Below are 16,777 nucleotides of genomic sequence, written 5' to 3' on the forward strand. Positions count from 1 at the left end.
AAGATATCAATGCCAAGGCCTGATGGGGCGTAGAACCATGCGGATAAATACGCGCCAATTGGCGTTGGAAACCCTGCTACTTATGATATCGGCAACCCTCGTTTGCATGGGAGTCGTCGGGGTAGTGGTAGGTCTCAGTGTGCCGACACGGCCATTTTTTGCAACGCTAGTGCCGGATGGAGCACTGATCACTCTGCTGGTCGGTACTGCGCTGATAGCGTCGCTTCAGGGGTGGAGAAAAACAAAAGTTATCAGCATTTTATCTCTGTTTTCGGTCATCACTTACACCTTGGTACATAATAGCCTGGAAGGCGGTCGAGGCGACTCATGGCTCAGCAATGGGCCGCGTATCACCAGCTTGTCGGCTGGCTTTTTTTTAATGATTGGGGTGTGCTTTTGGGTGGGGCTTTCTAGCGCATGGCGGCGCTGGTTATGGATAGCCGGTGGGCTAAGCCTGTGGGGGCTTGCCCTTTTTGTGGTTGGAAAGCTATGGCTTGCGCTAAGCAATGCTTCTCCTCTCTTTTCATCGTCGCCCATGACCGCATTGGTCATTATCTGCTTTTTAGGTACCGCCATGCTGGCAGCAGGCTTACGGGGTAAGCCGCAACGTCTAAATCCAGGCCGGGTGACCGTCGTCGCCTCGCTATGGGGCGTTACGATCAGTTGTTTTATCTGGCTATTGTTAAACGCCTATCAACAAACGTCGCTGCAACAGCAAGCCGCCTATCTATTGGATAACGTTCAACTCAATATCGAGCGGGCAACACAAGACCGCTTGCGATTAATGCAACGAATGGCAGAGCGGCTGAGCGCCATGGGCACAGACTGGGATGTGAACCTGCTGGATAATGACGCACAACACTACCTGCGGGACATCCCCAGTATTAGCGCCATTGCGATAGTTGATCAGCAGCAGTTGACCTGGGAGTGGGGAGTGGGGCGGACGGCTGAAATGGAACGATGGCTACATCAGCAGTTGGAGGAAGAGCAAACACGTGCCTGGATGCAAATTCCGCTCGGTCGTCCAAGGATGTTGATGACGGATACCAGCCGACCCCACGAAGCAATATTTGTTATCCCGGTTCCCGCTAACAATCATTACCTATTCGCCAGTTTTAACCTGGCCACCATGTTGGAAAACGAGTTGCGCCTTGAGGTGGGCCCTTTCCAGGTGAGAGTGAATCGTGATGACATGCCGCTGATGAAGTTACACCCCGCTGGTTTTGCTGCCGACCGTATGGAAACGCCAGAGCTCGCGCTGGCGTCACGCTATATCGGCTTGCCCGGCGGCATTAACTTGGCGCTTTATGCCTACCCAGGTAACCAGTACAACTGGCATCAATTGAACCTGCTGTCGTTTGCAGTTGCGTTAGGCAGCTTGCTGCTTAGTGGTTTGTTGGCTTTTAGTCTTGGCGTTGTGAGCGTCAGTGTTTCTCGTGCCCGCGAGCTTGTTCAGACGCGTCAGTCACTGGAAGACCAGCAGGCGATCCAGCACATGATTGCCCAAGAGCAGCCCCTAAAGGAAACGCTGGAAAGCCTGTGTCTTATGTTGGAGCGCGAGTTACCTTCGGCAATCTGTTCTGTCATGTTGGCTAACGATACAGGTGCTCACCTGGAGTTCATCGCGGGAAACCGACTGCCCGCCGCCTACCGCAGCGCGATACAGCGCATTTTGATCAGCGCAAATAATGGCGCTTGTGGTAGTGCCGCCTACCAGGGGGCAACGGTTATATGCGCTAATATTGCTGAGGACGAGCGCTGGCGGGGCTATCATAGCGTTTCCAAACAGGCCGGGCTTGCCTCCTGTTGGTCGAGCCCTGTCTACGGTGGCGAGGGCCAACTGGTGGGCACTATTGCGGTTTACTACCCAAAGTCCAGCACCCCAAGCAGTGCCGATACGGTGCGAATTGAAAAAGCGGCTGGCTTGATGGCGCTGGCTGTTGAGCGTTTTCAGGTGCGGCGCTCGTTAGAGGAGAGCGAGCAGCGCTATCGCTCATTGTTTACCCATCATCCTGATGCGGTATTTACCCTGGATGAGGCGGGCTGCTTTGTAACGGCCAATGCCACCTGCGCGTCACTGACCGGTTACTCGGTTGAGGAAATGCTCGGCAAGCCGTTCACCTTTTTTATTGCTGAACAGGATGTGACGCGCGTAGAGGCCTATATCGAAACGGCCCTGCAAGGGGGGATTTACCGATATGAACTCAATCTGAAAGACCGCGCGGGTCGTTTGCATCAATTGGATATTATTCATCTGCCGATGGTGGTGCATAACACCGTGCAAGGGGTGCATGCCATTGCTCAGGAGGTGACGGCTGCTCGTCAACAGGAGTCTCGCCTGCGTATCCTGGAACGCAGTGTGGAAGCCAGCGTTAACGGCATTGTGATCGCCGATGCTGGACAACCTGATTTGCCCATTATTTATGCCAATAAAGCGTTTACGTTAATAACGGGATATCGCCAGGAGGAAATCCTTGGTAAAAACTGTCGCCTGCTTCAGGGGCCTGGCAGCGATCCGGCGGTTATCCAACGCATTCGTGCTTGTATTAATGAGCAGAAAGACGTCAACGTCACTATCTGCAATTACCGCAAAGATGGCACGCTATTCTGGAATGATCTGTATATAGCGCCGGTACGCGACCAGGACGATCAGGTAACGCACTTTGTCGGCGTGCAGCAAGATATTTCCGAGCATAAAGCGTACGAGGCGCGTTTGGCTCACAATGCTTCACATGATGACCTGACCCGCCTGCCTAACCGTACATTCTTTGAGGAAATGCTGTTAAAGCAGTTTTCTACGCTGGGTAAGGATAAAAAGCGTCTGGCCGTGCTGTTTGTGGATCTGGATGATTTCAAGCCCATTAACGACAACTTGGGGCATGCAGTGGGTGATCAGGTGTTGGTCGAAGTCGCCCGTAGGCTTATCAATGCGGTCAGGCCTGAGGATACGGTTGCCCGTATGGGCGGGGATGAGTTCGTTATTCTGCAAACGGCGATTAACGACGAGTCTGACGTTGTTGATTTGGTGGAGCGGTTGCTGCCTATGTTAGCGCGCCCTTACCGTATTGAATCCCAAGAGCTTTACCTGACCGCGAGTATCGGTATCGCGATGAGCCAGCCAGATACACTTCAGCCAAAAACGCTGATTCAACAAGCCGATATGGCGATGTACAAGGCCAAGCAGCAAGGGCGTAATGCCTACGAGTGGTTTACCCACGCGTTTACCGATACGGTTAGCGAGCGCATGGTGCTGCGTAATGATCTCCAGGAAGCCATTGAGCGCGAAGAGTTCGCACTGCATTACCAGCCGTTAATGAATCGGGAAGGAAAGCTTGCCGGTGTAGAAGCGCTACTGCGCTGGGAGCATCCGGAAAAAGGCTTTATCTCTCCCGCGCGGTTTATTCCGCTGGCAGAAACCACCGGGCAAATTATTCCGATCAGTGAGTGGGCACTCCAACGTGCTTGCCAGGATATGCAGTCACTGGCGCAACAAGGGCTGGGTAAAATACGTGTGGCGGTTAACCTTTCACCGCTCCAGTTCCAGCGCTCCAATTTTCTTGCCACGCTGCGCCAAACCCTGCTAACCACCGGCCTACCGGCTGAACAGCTGAGTCTGGAACTGACCGAAGGTATTTTGACGGATAACGCCGAAGGCGCGATCGATACGCTGCATGCCCTGTGCAGTATGCATATTGGCGTGTCGATTGATGATTTTGGTACGGGCTATTCAAGCCTTAGTTATCTTAAGGACCTGCCTATTAGCACGGTGAAAATTGACCGCAGCTTTATTAATGAGCTCACCAATAGCTACGATGACGCAGCGATTGTGCAAGGGATTATCTCCATGGCTCACCACTTGGGGCTCAAGGTCGTGGCTGAAGGAGTGGAGACTGAAGAGCAGTATCAGCGCCTGCTGGGCTATCAGTGTGATATTTTCCAGGGCTATCTACTGGCCAAGCCGATGCCAGTGGAAGCCCTGCAAGCCTTTATTGCCCATTTATCCCCCTAAGGAGCTGGGATGTCGTTACCCTCAACCCCTTGGTATGTTTACTTATTAGAGTGCCGACGCGGGACTTATGTGGGCATCACCAACAATATCGCCAAACGCTATCGCGCCCACTGTGCGGGCAAAGGGGCGCGTTATACCCGTGCTAACCCACCGGTTGCTCTGCTGGGCGCCCAGCCGTTTGAAGATAGGGCCGCCGCCAGCCGGGCAGAGTATCAGTTGAAACAGCAAACCTCTGTTCAAAAACGTCATTGGGCAACGCGCTGGCCGCTTTCGATAGAAGTGGATTAAGCTAACGTAAAGCTAAAGCGCTCGTTTTTATACGAGCCTGCCCGCCTTTCCCGGTTATTCAGGAGCCAACATGCTGACGTTTTTCTCTGAGGATAGTCGTTTGCGCCAGGCGCGAACGGAGCTTCATGACGGGGCACTTGTCAGCCCCTTTGAGTGCCCCGAGCGTGTTGACCTGGTGCTCGAACAACTGCGCCAGGCCGGTTTCGAAGTGCGCGCTCCTGACGCCTATGGCCTGGAGCCGGTATGTGCGGTTCACGATGCCAGTTACGTCAGCTTCCTTAAAACCTGCTGGCAGGCATGGCAAACAGCCGGGCATAGCGGTGAGGCGATCCCCAATATCTGGCCAGCGCGCACCCTGCGTCAGGATAAAATTCCGCTCTCGGTGAGTGGCCAGCTTGGCTACTACGCGCTTGCGGCGGAAACCTCTATCTGTGAAGGCACCTTTGAAGCGGCCATGGCGAGTAAGGACGCCGCGTTGGGTGCTGAGGAATATACCTTGGCCACGGGAGAGCCCAGCTTTGGGTTGTGCCGCCCGCCGGGGCACCACGCTGCATTTGACCAGTTTGGTGGCTACTGCTTTTTTAACAATGCCGCGATTGCTGCCCAGCACGCGCTGGATGCAGGCCGACGCCGCGTGGCGGTGCTGGATGTCGACTTCCACCATGGCAACGGCACCCAACAGATTTTCTATGCGCGTAACGACGTTCTATTTGCTTCGCTACATGGCGACCCTGATGTGACCTTTCCCTACTATCTAGGCTACGCCGATGAAACCGGTACGGGCGAAGGGCAGGGCTTCAACCTCAACTACCCGATGGCGCCTGGCACCAGCGTAGCCACCTGGATGCAAACGCTGGAGCAGGCGCTTATTGCCATCAAAACCCATGAGTGTGAGCTGTTGATCGTATCGCTCGGCGTGGATATCTTCGAAGGCGACCCTATTAGCGCGTTCACTTTCAAGCGCGATGACTTTATTGCCTTGGGCAAGCGTTTGGCAGAAGCCGGTCTACCCACCACCTTTTTAATGGAGGGAGGCTATGCGGTTGAAGAAATAGGTGTCAACGTCGTCAATGTGCTACAAGGGTTTGAGCAGATAAACTCGCGAGATAGATGACAGCTGGCCTTTATTAGGGCAGGCTAACGCCCCCACTAACGGGCAGGGAGCGCAGGCGTGGCAGTTTACGGCGGTATTCAGGGACATGAATTGGAGCGTTGGCTTAATGCGTTAACCAACGCGGCCTACGACCGGCGCTGCCCGCTTTCCAAGGTGCATGGCGGCAATGCCCGTGCGCGCACCGCCCGGCAGGATTTACTCTACCTTGCCCATGCCTTTCGCGGTGGTAAGTGCAGCCGTGAAGTCGTGGCCGACGGCCTGGGTCGTTGGTGTCAGCACTATCTCACCGAAGCCGAATGGTACGTACTGGTAGGTGATAGTGCGAAGCCTCGCACCACCCGCCAATCCCCCGTGTCTTCCAGCGTTTCCCATGACGAAGTGGATGATGCACTTGAGGTGTTAAGGCAGCACCGCGTGGGCTGAAATAGCCCATGACGCGGGGCAAATCGCGCTGATACAATGGATGCATGAACAGTGCTTCTGCCACTTCCGTTACTGCTTCGCTCGACGACCCCTTCTACTACCTGACGAACTTCCGCTTCGTGCTGGGGTGGGTGGGTGAGCGCCACGCTGACCTTCTAGATACCGACGAACTCACCTTTATAAGCCGCTTTGATACGCTGCCGCGCTCTTCCCAGGCGTTGCTTACCCGTATGGTAATGCGCAAGGGCGAGCTGTTCCGGCTTTACAAACTCAACTACCCGGAAATAGGCGACACGGCAGATGCCCTCGCACCTTTGGCCTCGCTTGGTTGGGTGGATACTGCCCCGGCGCTGAGTGTGAATGAGCTGTTTCATCAACTGCGCTTGGCCGAGCTGCGCTCAGCCTTGGCAACGCCTATACGCGATGCGGGGCTGCCCGCGTCTGCTGGCAAAGCGGTACTCCAGGCCACGCTAACGCCCCAGCTCACTGAGATAAAACCGTTAACCGAGTGGTGGCCAAAAGCGTCGGACAGCATCGTGCGCCTTAACGTAATGGACGTGTGCGACCGGTTACGGCTGATGTTCTTTGGCAACCTGCGCCAGGACTGGGCCGAGTTCGTGCTGACGGAGCTTGGGCTTCAGCGGTTTGAAAAGGTACCGTTCACCGCCGCCTCGCGTGCCTTTCAGAAACGCGAAGAAGTGAATGCTTACTTCGTCTTGCATAGGCTTAGGCAGCGTCTTGAAGAGGGCGAGCCACTTGAACATCTACAGCATGAGCTACCGCCCAAACCCGCTAACGCCTGGTTAGCGACTCGGCATGCCCGCGTGGTGTTGCAGATGGGCCGCGAAGCGGAGCGCAGTGGCCAAACCGAGCAGGCCATTTTACTTTATGCACAAGCGGGTAGCAGCGAAGCCCGCGTTCGCCAGCTGCGCGTATTGGAGCGGTTGGGTAGGTATCAGGAGGCATTTGAGCTGGCAATGGATGCCCAGCGACTTACGCCCAATGAAACCGAAGCTCAGGCACTCGCACGGTTGCTGCCTCGGCTGCGTAAAAAGTTGAAAATGGAGGCGCAGCCGCCGGTGCATGAGCCCGCCTACACGCGCTGGGAGTTAACGCTTCCCGGCCCTCAGCCGGTAGAGCGCGCCGTTGGGCAGCACGTCGGCACGCCTGAAGCGCCGGTGTACTATGCGGAAAACATGCTAATCACCGGCTTGTTTGGCCTGCTCTGTTGGCCCGCTATCTTTGCTCCTCTGCCCGGGGCGTTTTTTCATCCGTTTCATAGCGGGCCCGCAGATCTTTATCGTGAAGATTTCGTCGCCCGACGGCGTGGTTTATTTGATGAGTGCCTGGCACAGCTAGAGGATGGCAGCTACCGGCGGACGATTCACACCACCTGGCAGCAAAAACACGGCCTGGCGTCCCCCTTTGTGCACTGGCCATTGCTGGATGAAACGCTTTTAGCGCTGGCGCTTGAGTGCCTGCCCGCCGCCCACTTGAAAGCCTGTTTTGAACGGCTTTTACAAGACATTAAAGCTAATCGGGCAGGGCTGCCTGACTTGATCCAGTTTTTACCCAACGCACCGAAGAATGAACCCCGCTATCGGTTTATCGAAGTGAAGGGTCCTGGTGACCGGCTTCAGGATAACCAGCGCCGCTGGCTGGCATTTTTTCATCAGCATCGTATTCCGGTTGCAGTATGTTACGTGCAGTGGCTGGCTGACTCGCCAGGTACGTTATGAGTAGCGCTGCGGAGTATCGGATAGCCGTTCGCGCACTGTGTGATTTTACCGCCCGCGAGGGTGACTTGGACCACCGCTTTACCCCGTCACCCAGTGCTCAGGAAGGTATGGCCGGGCATCGCCTGGTCGCCAGCCGCCGAGGCGATGACTATATTGCCGAAATGCCGCTTTCCGGTACCTACAAAAGCCTGGCCGTCACCGGACGCGCTGATGGGTACGATCCTGCCGAAAACCGTTTGGAGGAGGTCAAGACCTACCGCGGTAGCCTTGAGCGCATGGCCGATAACCAGCGCGCGCTGCATTGGGCGCAGGTGAAGATCTACGGCGCGCTGTTATGCAAAGCGCGCGAGTTGGAGGAGGTCACGCTCACGCTGGTGTATCTGGATATCGCCACTGAAAAAGAGACTTTGCTTAGCCAGAAAGCGCGAGCATCTGAGCTTGAGACGTTTTTTATCACCCAGTGTGAGCGCTTTATTGCCTGGGCCGAACAGGAAGCAGCGCATCGTGAAGCCCGCGATGCAGCGTTAAACGACCTTCAATTTCCTCATACTACGTTTCGCCCCGGCCAGCGCGAGCTAGCCGAAGATGTTTACAAGGCCGCCAGCACCGAGCGCTGCCTACTGGCCCAGGCGCCTACCGGGATCGGCAAAACGTTGGCCACGCTGTTCCCCATGCTCACCGCCATGCCGCGCCAGCAGCTTGATCGGATTGCTTTTCTGACCATGAAAACGCCCGGGCGCCGCTTGGCGTTGGACGCCCTGGCTCAGCTTCGCCCTTCTGGACAATCCGCCGAACATTCTGATAACAGCGCGCCGCGTGTGCTGGAACTCATTGCCCGTGAAAAAGCCTGCGAGTACCCCGGAACCGCCTGCCATGGTGATGCCTGCCCGTTAGCGGCGGGCTTCTATGACCGCCTGCCCGCTGCACGCCAGGCCGCCGTGGCTGAAAGCGGGTGGGACCGCGAAACGCTGCGCAAGTTAGCGCTTACTCACAGTGTCTGCCCTTATTACTTGGGCCAGGAACTGGCGCGCTGGGCCGATGTGATTGTGGGCGACGTTAACCACTGGTTTGATCGCCATGCGCTGCTCCATGGCTTGGCACAAGCTAATGATTGGCGAGTGGGACTCTTGGTGGATGAAGCGCACAACCTGGTTGAGCGGGCACGTGGAATGTACAGCGCCGAGCTTGACCAGCAGCGTTTTAATCGCGTTAAGCGTAGCGCCCCGAAAGCCCTGAGCCGCTCATTGGCAAGCCTGGGTCGGCAGTGGCAGGCCGTGGTGAAAGACGTCGCCGAAAGTAAGCCGGATGATACGGAACGGGAAGGCTATCACCTGCTTGAGTCGCTACCCGATAAACTGGTGGGCGCCCTTCAGAACGCTGCCGCCTCGATCACCAACCACCTGGGCGAGCACCCCGAAGATATCTCTTATGAGCTCCAGGAGCTGCTGTTTGAGGCGCTGGCCTTTTGCCGCTTGGCAGAGAGTTTTGGCGACCACTCGCTGTGTGATGTAACGCTAAAAGGGCGAGGGAAGGCGCTAATCGGTCTGCGTAATCTGATACCGGCGGACTTTTTAGCGCCACGCTTCAAGGCCGCGCATAGCACCGTGCTGTTCTCCGCCACCCTAACGCCTGCCCATTATTACCGTGACCTGCTGGGCCTGCCAGCGAACATGGTATGGCGCGAAGTGTGCTCGCCCTTTGTGGCCCGCCAGCTTGAAGTGCGCATTCGGCGGGATATCTCGACGCGCTTTCGCGACCGGGAGGCGTCGCTTGCGCCGATGGTGGCCGAAATGGCCCAGCAGTACGAGCAGGCGCCGGGCCACTACCTGGCATTTTTTAGCAGTTTCACCTACCTCAATGCCGCGCTTAAGCGGTTTTGTGAACAGCACCCTGACATCCCTGCATTTGCCCAAACGCCGGGCATGCGTGAAGCCGAGCGCGAAGCGTTCTTGCAGCGTTTTACGCCGGGTGGGGAGGGGGTCGGCTTTGCGGTGCTGGGCGGCGCCTTTGCTGAAGGCATCGACCTGCCCGGCGACCGACTGATTGGCGCGTTTATCGCAACGCTTGGGCTGCCGCCGTTTAATGCTTTCAACGAAGCCCTTAAAGCGCGCCTCACGGCACGGTTTGGCCAGGGCGATGACTACACCTACCGCATTCCGGGGATGATCAAGGTAGTACAAGCCGCCGGACGGGTGATCCGCAGCCCCTCTGATGAAGGGGTTGTGGTATTAATGGATGATCGTTTTGCCCACACCCGCGTGCAGGCGCTGTTACCCAGCTGGTGGGCGGTAGGCGGATCATCATTTTGATAACCAACGTGATAACCAGGGACGCAAGTGAATGGCGGATTTGTTGTGGTATCAGTATGCGTTGATCGGGCTGATTTTTGCCTGGAGCGGTTTTGTTAGAACCAGCCTGGGGTTTGGCGGTGCTGTGCTGGCGTTGCCGTTTCTACTGCTGGTCGTTAACGACCCGCTGCTTTTCCTGCCGATTATCGCCATTCATCTACTGATCTTCTCCAGTTGGATTGCCTGGCAGGGCAACCGTCAAATAAAGCGGGAGAGTAGCAACGCGCCGGTACAAAGCAATATTGATTGGGGCTATTTACTAAAAGCCCTCAAAATCATGATCATTCCCAAGCTGGTTGGCGTGGTGGGCCTGTTAACGCTGCCTGCCAATATCATGACCAGCATCATTTTCGGCATCGTGCTGGTCTATGCCATTGGCTATGTGCTCAATAAACCGTTTAGAAGCAACAACAAGTACGTCGACTATATACTGCTGGCCCTGGGCGGCTATGTCAGCGGTACGTCGCTGATTGGTGCGCCGCTGATCGTGGCGGTGTTTGCCTCGCATGTCGCCAAGGAGCAGTTGCGCGATACCATGTTCGTGCTGTGGTTCATTCTGGTCGTGATCAAGATGATCTCGTTTGTGTTTGCCGGTGTGGACCTACAGCTGATCCACCAGCTATGGCTATTGCCCTGCGCGTATGCCGGGCACCTGTTGGGTGAGCGGGCGCACCGCTATATCATCAAAGCCGATACGGGCGTGTTCTTCCGGGTGCTGGGCGCGGTGCTGATCTTTGTCAGCATCATTGGGCTGGTATTTTCGCCTTCTTGATTCTCGCCTTCTTGATTATCGGCTTGGCATGAAAACGTTGCTACCGCTTAAAGCGTGCTGTCGGCGCGTAGCAACGTCCTGCTCAGGATCACCAGTATCACCGCCAACACGCAGCAGAGCACGGCCATGCCGGTATAAACATTGCGCAGTGACTCAAGCCAGGTAACCGCAGGGGCGACCGCAATGGGCGAGATAAACTGACCAAGAAAGAAGGTAGCGGTAAAGCCACCAAACACGCGGCCACGCACTCGCTGTGGCGTAATACGCATTAGCCAGGCCGTGGTGTTGGGCATAAAAGCGCCCAGGCCAAGCCCCGAAATGGCCGCACCGACAATCGCCATGGCATAACTCTGCGTAAGGCCCACCACCATAAAGCCCAGCGCGGCCAGTACAAAGCCCGCTATATAGATCGTCATGACCGACAAAAAGGGTTTGTAGTTGCCATAGCAGAACGACACGATGCTGGCGGTAAAGGCAGCGGTCGAGAGCGCAATGCCGATGGCTAAACCGCTGACCTCACCCTGCTCTGAAAGCAAAAAAGGCAGCTGCGCCGGGAACATATAAAACATCATCATGCTCAGCATGCCCGCCAAATAGGCAATCCCGGTGCGCATATAGTCGACCTTGACCGGCGCGTTGACGCTGCCTGCCTGCGCATTGCTCTGGAGCTTAGGCGCCTTGAGCATCGTCCAGGCATAAGGCAGTAGAAACACCCCGGTTAGGTAAAGCAGGAAAGGCCCCCGCCAGCTCCAGTCGGAGAGTAGCCCACCCAGATTAATAAACACCACGCCACCGAGCGCCATGCAGCTACTTTGCAGACCCAAAAAACGCACTCGCTCGGGGCCATCAAAATAGTCGCCAACTAACGTAGTACTAATACTTAAAATACCGGCCACGGCGATGCCCATCAGCGCCCGTGATGCTAACAACAGGTTCACGCTATCAATCAAGAAGCCCGCCCCACCCGCCAGGCCATAAATGGACAGCATCATCAGGAGTAGCGGCTTGCGCCCAAACCGGTCGGCCAGATAGCCCATTAGCGGGCTGAACAGCGTAATCATCAGCGCAGGAAGCGTCAGGATCAGTTGAATCAACACCTGCGGATGATCCGAAAAATGGCGGCTGATACCCGGCAAAGCAGGCGCAATAATCGCGCCCGACATCACCGTCATGGTGCTGGCAAACAGCAGTACGGCTTTGGTATGGGTTAAATGGTTGATGGTGAGCTTCCCTGGATGAACATCAAGATGGCAAAGGCACTGATGATAGCACTGTCGTTAGCAAGCTACTATTTTACGTCAGGAAGTAAGGGAGGGGGCGGCCCGCGTTGGCGAGTGTTAGTCGAGTTGCATAAAAGAGAGGTTGGGGAGACTGCGAATTTCAAGCGAACTTGCGTGTGCACAGAGGCTGATGGTCCAGCCTTGCTGCTGCCATTGCCAGGCATGAACATTGCCCCTAGGGGCTAGCCGCTCAAGACGGGTGCTCAATACATGGCTTGAAGGAGTGCCGGACAGGCTATCCAGCTTGAACAGCGCTTCGTGGAGTGTCCATGCGCGGTAAAAGGCGTCTAGAGGTACAGCGGACTGATGTATCTTGCGGCGTACGTCGGCCTCAGGCAGGCACGCCACCAGCTCGGGTAGGCGTTTTTTATGTCGCAGGCGAACATGCTCTATATCAATGCCCACAGGGACCGTGGCGATACCGGCAATCACGCGGTTGTCGCGGTGGGCGAGACATGCTTTCCACGGAGGCGGAAGTGCTGGGTGCCACGGCGCACCGCCGCCTCTAGGCGACCACTCGCTAACAGGGCAGCGGTAGCCGCGAGCGTCGGCAAGCTGGGAGAGAAGCTCTCTGCCCAGCGCCGATAAACAAGCCCCGCTGCTGTGAGCGGGGGCTTGGGCCAACACAATGTCTAAATACGCGGTCATTAGTCGGCTAGCGTGACAACGTCACCTCGCAGCGCGACACCGGCCATAAGCGCCCCTGCATGGCACTCATACTCACTGGTCGAGGACATCGGCTGACGGTCATAAAAACTCTCAATGTTAACCACCGCATTACCGCCTTCCGCTTTGACGCGGTCTTGCAAGCTAAGAAGCGCCGAGAGCATGACCCACTCGCAGGCTTCTACATCAGACTTGTTGAAAGCATTGGTCTTTTTATTTGTGACGGCAGGACCATGCTCGGCGGTAATCTCGCCGTGCGGAGTGTCGCCAAAGATAAATTGAATATTGGAATCAAGCCGTGCTCTCGCATCGGGCGTGTTCATTGCGTCCTCAATAGAGAGCATGTGTGTCGTGTCGCGCGCATGGCTCGTCGTGCTTACTAGTAGAGCGCCTAGTAGCACCCCCATTAACATCATTCCTCGGCTCATTTAGCGTTCCTTCTTGCTGGGTTTAAGTACCTGAGAGCAGGTAGTGTGAGTGGCACTGAGTCGTAAGCGATATCAGGGCCAGCGGCGGAAGATCAACGAGGTGTTGATGCCTCCAAAAGCGAAGTTATTGCTCATGACATAGTCACAGTCAATGTTCCGTCCTGGGCCGTTCAAGTAGTCGAGTTCTGCACAGGCATCATCAAGGCGGTCAAGATTGGCGGTGCCGTGGAACCAGCCTTCCTGCATCATCTTGATGGCGACCCAGGCTTCCAGCGCACCGCAGGCGCCTAGCGTGTGGCCGGTGAAGCTTTTAAAAGCGCTAATGGGCAGGTTTGAGCCGAACACCGCGTGTGTCGCATGACTCTCGGCAATATCGCCCCGCTCGGTGGCCGTGCCGTGGGCGCTGACATAACCAATCTGCTCGGGCTGCAAATTTGCATCCTCCAGTGCCTGGCGAATCGCTTGCTCCATCATGCTGGCATCCGGCTGGGTAACGTGGCGGCCATCGCTGTTGGTACCAAAGCCCACAAGCTCTGCGTGAATGGTGGCTCCCCGTGCTTGGGCGTGCTCCAGTTCCTCAAGGATCAGCGTGCCTGCCCCTTCTCCGATCACCAGACCGTCGCGCTCGGCGTCAAAGGGGCGCGGCGAGGTGTGCGGCGCGTCATTGCGCGTACTGGTCGCAAACAGCGTATCGAAGACGGCCGCCTCGGAAGCCGAAAGCTCCTCGCAACCACCGGCAATCATGGCGGTCTGGCGTCCGAAACGGATGGCTTCGTAAGCATAGCCGATGCCTTGGCTGCCAGACGTGCAGGCACTTGAGGTGGTATAGATCCGCCCGCGCACCCCGAGAAAAACGCCGATATTGACCGGTGCGGTGTGGGCCATCATACGAATATAGGAGTTGGCGTTCAGGCCATCGGTCGACTTATTGATCAACATGTTGCCAAAGTCGGCAATGGCGTCGGGCTCCCCAGCGGAGGCGCCGTACGCGATCCCCATCTGGCCACTGCCTAAGAGCGGCGTATCCAGCAGGCCTGCATCTTCCAGCGCCAGCTCACTGGCACGCGTGGCCATCTGCGCGCCGCGGCCCATGCTGCGCAGCGCCCGGCGATGATAATGCGCAGGCAAGGTAACGTCGCGCACGGGCGCCCCAAGGCGCGTATTGAGGCCGTCATAACTTTCCCAGTCATCCATGTGGATAACGCCGTTTTGCAAACGCTCAAGGCGAGCCTTGATGCTTGGCCAGTCGTTGCCGATCGGCGAGAAACCGGCCATGCCGGTCACTACCACACGGCGCCCCAGCCCGCCCTGGCGTTGTACATTACTTGCCATCAGCACATCCCTCCGTTGACGGCGAATACTTGCCGAGTAATATAGCCAGCATCGGCTGAACATAAAAAGCCCACCGTGGCTGCGACTTCTTCGCTGGTACCGGTGCGTTGCATGGGAATTAACTTGAGCGCTTCCTCGGTAACCAGGTCGTCGGTCATGTCGGTGTCGATCAAGCCTGGGGCAACGCAGTTGACCGTAATGCGGCGTTTCGCCAGTTCCACGGCCAAGGCTTTCATGGCACCGATCAGCCCGGCCTTGGCAGCGCTGTAGTTGACCTGGCCACGGTTGCCCATCATGCCTGAAACCGAGGACATCACGACGATGCGGCCGGGCGCCCGGCGGCGAATCATCGGCATGACGAGGGGCTTCACAACGTTATAGAAACCGTCGAGATTGGTGTGGATCACGCTGTCCCAATCCTCATCAGAGAGCGCGGGGAAGGCGGCGTCGGCGGTAATGCCCGCATTGCAGACAACACCGTAGTAGGCGCCATGCGCTTCGATATCGGCGTCCAGCGCCTGCTGCGCCGCGGCCCTGTCGGCAACATCAAAGCACAGCACGCGGGCGTTGCGGCCCATATCACGAATCTGGTTTGCGACGGCTTTTGCCTCTGCCTGACGCTGACGGCAATGTACGACGATATCGAAGCCATCCCGCGCCAAGCGTAAGGCGATGGCTTGGCCGATACCGCGGCTTGAACCGGTAACCAGGATGGTATTCGTCATTGAGTTTTTCCTTGTTGCATCATTTCCAGCGCCTGTTGCGTATCGGGCTGAAACACGTTGAGTGTGGCGTTAGCGATCAGCTGTTGCTGAGCATCCAGCAAGCGCCCCTGAAACGCGCCCAGGCCATTATCTGCCCGAAAATCGAGCTCTACTTCGATGCGTATCGGCTGGTCGAAGTTAAAAAACGGCTGCTGGCACTGATAACGGCGCGTGCCGAGTAGAAAGCCAATTTTCGGCGTATCGCCTGACGTCACGGACTGCACACCCGCCCACGCGGCAACGGCCTGGGCAAGCCACTCTAACCCGACCCAGCCGGGAATGCCGTCTGGTGTGGCAAACAGGTCGTCGGGTTGAGGTACGACGCGGGCATGCAGGTGTTCGTCACCCACGGCCAGTAGCGTATCCAGAAGGCACATGCCTAAGCGGTGTGGCACGTACGGCGCGATATCGCAGGGCAGGTCAAGCCGTGCGGGGATAAGTGAATCATTCATTGAAACGTTCCATCAACAAGGCGATGTTATTACCCCCAAACGCGAAGGCATTGCTGATCGCGCGACGGCCGTGATGGGTCGTCGCCTTGGCGTAATTCAGTAACGGAAGTTCTGGGTCGACGTCACTATCGTGAACCTGGGGCGGCAGGCGCCCCTCATTGAGCGTCAGCCAGCAGAACGCCGCTTCGAGCGCGCCGCAGGCGCCTAGCGTGTGCCCGGTCAGGGCCTTCGTTGAACTGCACGGTAGCGTATTGCCGAAAAGCGTTGCGACTGCCTTGGCTTCCATGCTGTCGTTCTGGCGCGTGGCGGTGCCGTGCAGGTTGAGATAATCAATGGCCGTGGCGGGCAGCTGTGCCATAGCAAGCGCGGCTTGCATCGCCTGAATGGCCCCCTGGCCATCTGGCCGTGGAGCGGAAATATGGTAAGCGTCGCTGCTTTCACCGTAACCACTGAGCTGAATGCCGCCGGTTTCTGCCGTTACCAGAAACAGTGCGGCGGCTTCTCCAAGGTTGATACCGTCACGCTCGGCCGAGAAAGGCTGAGAAGGACGGTCGCTAAGCGCCTCAAGCGAGGCAAACCCGTTGACGGTCAACCCGCAAAGACTGTCAGCCCCACCGGCGATAACCGCATCGCACATGCCGCTCGCCAGCAGGCGTTTGGCGCTTGCCAGGGCGCGCGCACTCGACGTACAGGCGGTAGAGAGCGTGTAGGTTGGTCCGTCCAGGCCGAGCCACTCGGCAACAAAGCGGGCTGGCGCGCCAATTTCATGGCGCTGGTAATGAAAGTCGTCGGGCCAGTGGCCATCTCTCTGGCGCTCGGCCAGCGCTGTTTCGGTTTCGCCGATGCCGGAGGTACTGGTGCCGAGCACCACGCCGATACGCGGCTGGGGGTGCCGCTTGCGAAAAGCCTCAAGCGTCGGTGCCAACTGCTCCAGGGCGGCGGCCAGCAGCTGGTTATTGCGCGAACGGTGCGCTGGCGGTAGCGCCTGGGCATCGGGCAGGGAGGTCGTGACTCGGCCTAACGGTAAAGGCCGCCCGGGGGTAAACACGTCGTCATACTCAAGCCCACGACGGCCAGTAAACAGGGCGTCGGCTATGGTGGCCAGATCGTCACCGATCGAACAGACCAGGGCCGGTGGCAGGAGGCGACAAGGAGGCATCTG

The 16,777-nt window shown here is 57.2% G+C and carries 14 protein-coding genes; 7 read left to right on the forward strand and 7 right to left on the reverse strand.

The genetic code is table 11. The annotated features are described in order from the left end of the window. The first annotated feature begins 37 nt into the window (after positions 1-37). The 7 genes from ACT3RQ_RS07015 to ACT3RQ_RS07045 all read left to right on the forward strand — a co-directional run bounded on the left by ACT3RQ_RS07015 (position 38) and on the right by ACT3RQ_RS07045 (position 10,693). On the forward strand, positions 38-4,009 hold the full coding sequence (locus tag ACT3RQ_RS07015) for an EAL domain-containing protein (protein WP_444680196.1): 3,972 nt from the start codon (positions 38-40) through the stop codon (positions 4,007-4,009). A gap of 9 nt (positions 4,010-4,018) precedes the next feature. Then, a complete protein-coding gene (locus ACT3RQ_RS07020) occupies positions 4,019-4,297 on the forward strand; it encodes a GIY-YIG nuclease family protein (protein ID WP_087108829.1) in 279 nt (92 codons plus the stop codon). Positions 4,298-4,367: 70 nt separating this feature from the next. Then, positions 4,368-5,411, forward strand: coding sequence for a histone deacetylase family protein (locus tag ACT3RQ_RS07025; RefSeq protein WP_444680197.1), 1,044 nt, complete (start codon positions 4,368-4,370; stop codon positions 5,409-5,411). A gap of 57 nt (positions 5,412-5,468) precedes the next feature. Beyond that, complete coding sequence (locus tag ACT3RQ_RS07030; RefSeq protein WP_444680198.1) at positions 5,469-5,834, forward strand: hypothetical protein; 366 nt, start codon at positions 5,469-5,471, stop codon at positions 5,832-5,834. A 44-nt stretch (positions 5,835-5,878) separates the two neighbouring features. Further along, entirely contained in the window at positions 5,879-7,573 is a 1,695-nt protein-coding gene (locus ACT3RQ_RS07035) for a VRR-NUC domain-containing protein (RefSeq protein WP_444680199.1), read from the forward strand. Then, on the forward strand, positions 7,570-9,882 hold the full coding sequence (locus ACT3RQ_RS07040; RefSeq protein ID WP_444680200.1) for an ATP-dependent DNA helicase: 2,313 nt from the start codon (positions 7,570-7,572) through the stop codon (positions 9,880-9,882). The genes ACT3RQ_RS07035 and ACT3RQ_RS07040 overlap by 4 nt, the downstream gene beginning before the upstream one ends. Positions 9,883-9,913: 31 nt before the next feature. Further along, positions 9,914-10,693, forward strand: coding sequence for a TSUP family transporter (locus ACT3RQ_RS07045; RefSeq protein ID WP_444680201.1), 780 nt, complete (start codon positions 9,914-9,916; stop codon positions 10,691-10,693). Positions 10,694-10,740: 47 nt separating this feature from the next. On the opposite strand, the gene ACT3RQ_RS07050 is transcribed toward ACT3RQ_RS07045, so the two are convergent. From ACT3RQ_RS07050 to ACT3RQ_RS07080, 7 genes are all read right to left on the reverse strand, one after another. Next, positions 10,741-11,913, reverse strand: coding sequence for an MFS transporter (locus tag ACT3RQ_RS07050; protein WP_444680258.1), 1,173 nt, complete (start codon positions 11,911-11,913; stop codon positions 10,741-10,743). Between the two features lie 117 nt (positions 11,914-12,030). Further along, positions 12,031-12,621: a 4'-phosphopantetheinyl transferase superfamily protein gene (locus tag ACT3RQ_RS07055; protein WP_172117653.1), complete on the reverse strand. Its 591-nt coding sequence runs from the start codon at positions 12,619-12,621 to the stop codon at positions 12,031-12,033. Further along, positions 12,621-13,067, reverse strand: coding sequence for an excinuclease ATPase subunit (locus ACT3RQ_RS07060; RefSeq protein ID WP_226912060.1), 447 nt, complete (start codon positions 13,065-13,067; stop codon positions 12,621-12,623). Before ACT3RQ_RS07060 ends, ACT3RQ_RS07055 begins: the two co-directional genes overlap by 1 nt. Before the next feature lie 72 nt (positions 13,068-13,139). Beyond that, the gene (locus tag ACT3RQ_RS07065; protein WP_193056558.1) at positions 13,140-14,399 is read right to left on the reverse strand and encodes a beta-ketoacyl-ACP synthase; all 1,260 of its coding nucleotides are present in this window, start codon (positions 14,397-14,399) and stop codon (positions 13,140-13,142) included. Further along, positions 14,399-15,124 (reverse strand): 3-oxoacyl-ACP reductase FabG, encoded by a 726-nt coding sequence (gene fabG / locus ACT3RQ_RS07070; RefSeq protein WP_193056557.1) that lies wholly within the window; start codon positions 15,122-15,124, stop codon positions 14,399-14,401. The genes ACT3RQ_RS07065 and fabG overlap by 1 nt, the downstream gene beginning before the upstream one ends. Continuing rightward, positions 15,121-15,615 (reverse strand): ApeP family dehydratase, encoded by a 495-nt coding sequence (locus ACT3RQ_RS07075; RefSeq protein WP_444680202.1) that lies wholly within the window; start codon positions 15,613-15,615, stop codon positions 15,121-15,123. Before ACT3RQ_RS07075 ends, fabG begins: the two co-directional genes overlap by 4 nt. Next, positions 15,608-16,774 (reverse strand): beta-ketoacyl-ACP synthase, encoded by a 1,167-nt coding sequence (locus ACT3RQ_RS07080; protein ID WP_444680203.1) that lies wholly within the window; start codon positions 16,772-16,774, stop codon positions 15,608-15,610. The genes ACT3RQ_RS07075 and ACT3RQ_RS07080 overlap by 8 nt, the downstream gene beginning before the upstream one ends. Between the last annotated feature and the right edge of the window lie 3 nt (positions 16,775-16,777).

Origin of the sequence: Halomonas sp. AOP43-D1-4 (assembly GCF_052446175.1) — a bacterium.
Lineage (GTDB): Bacteria > Pseudomonadota > Gammaproteobacteria > Pseudomonadales > Halomonadaceae > Vreelandella > Vreelandella citrativorans.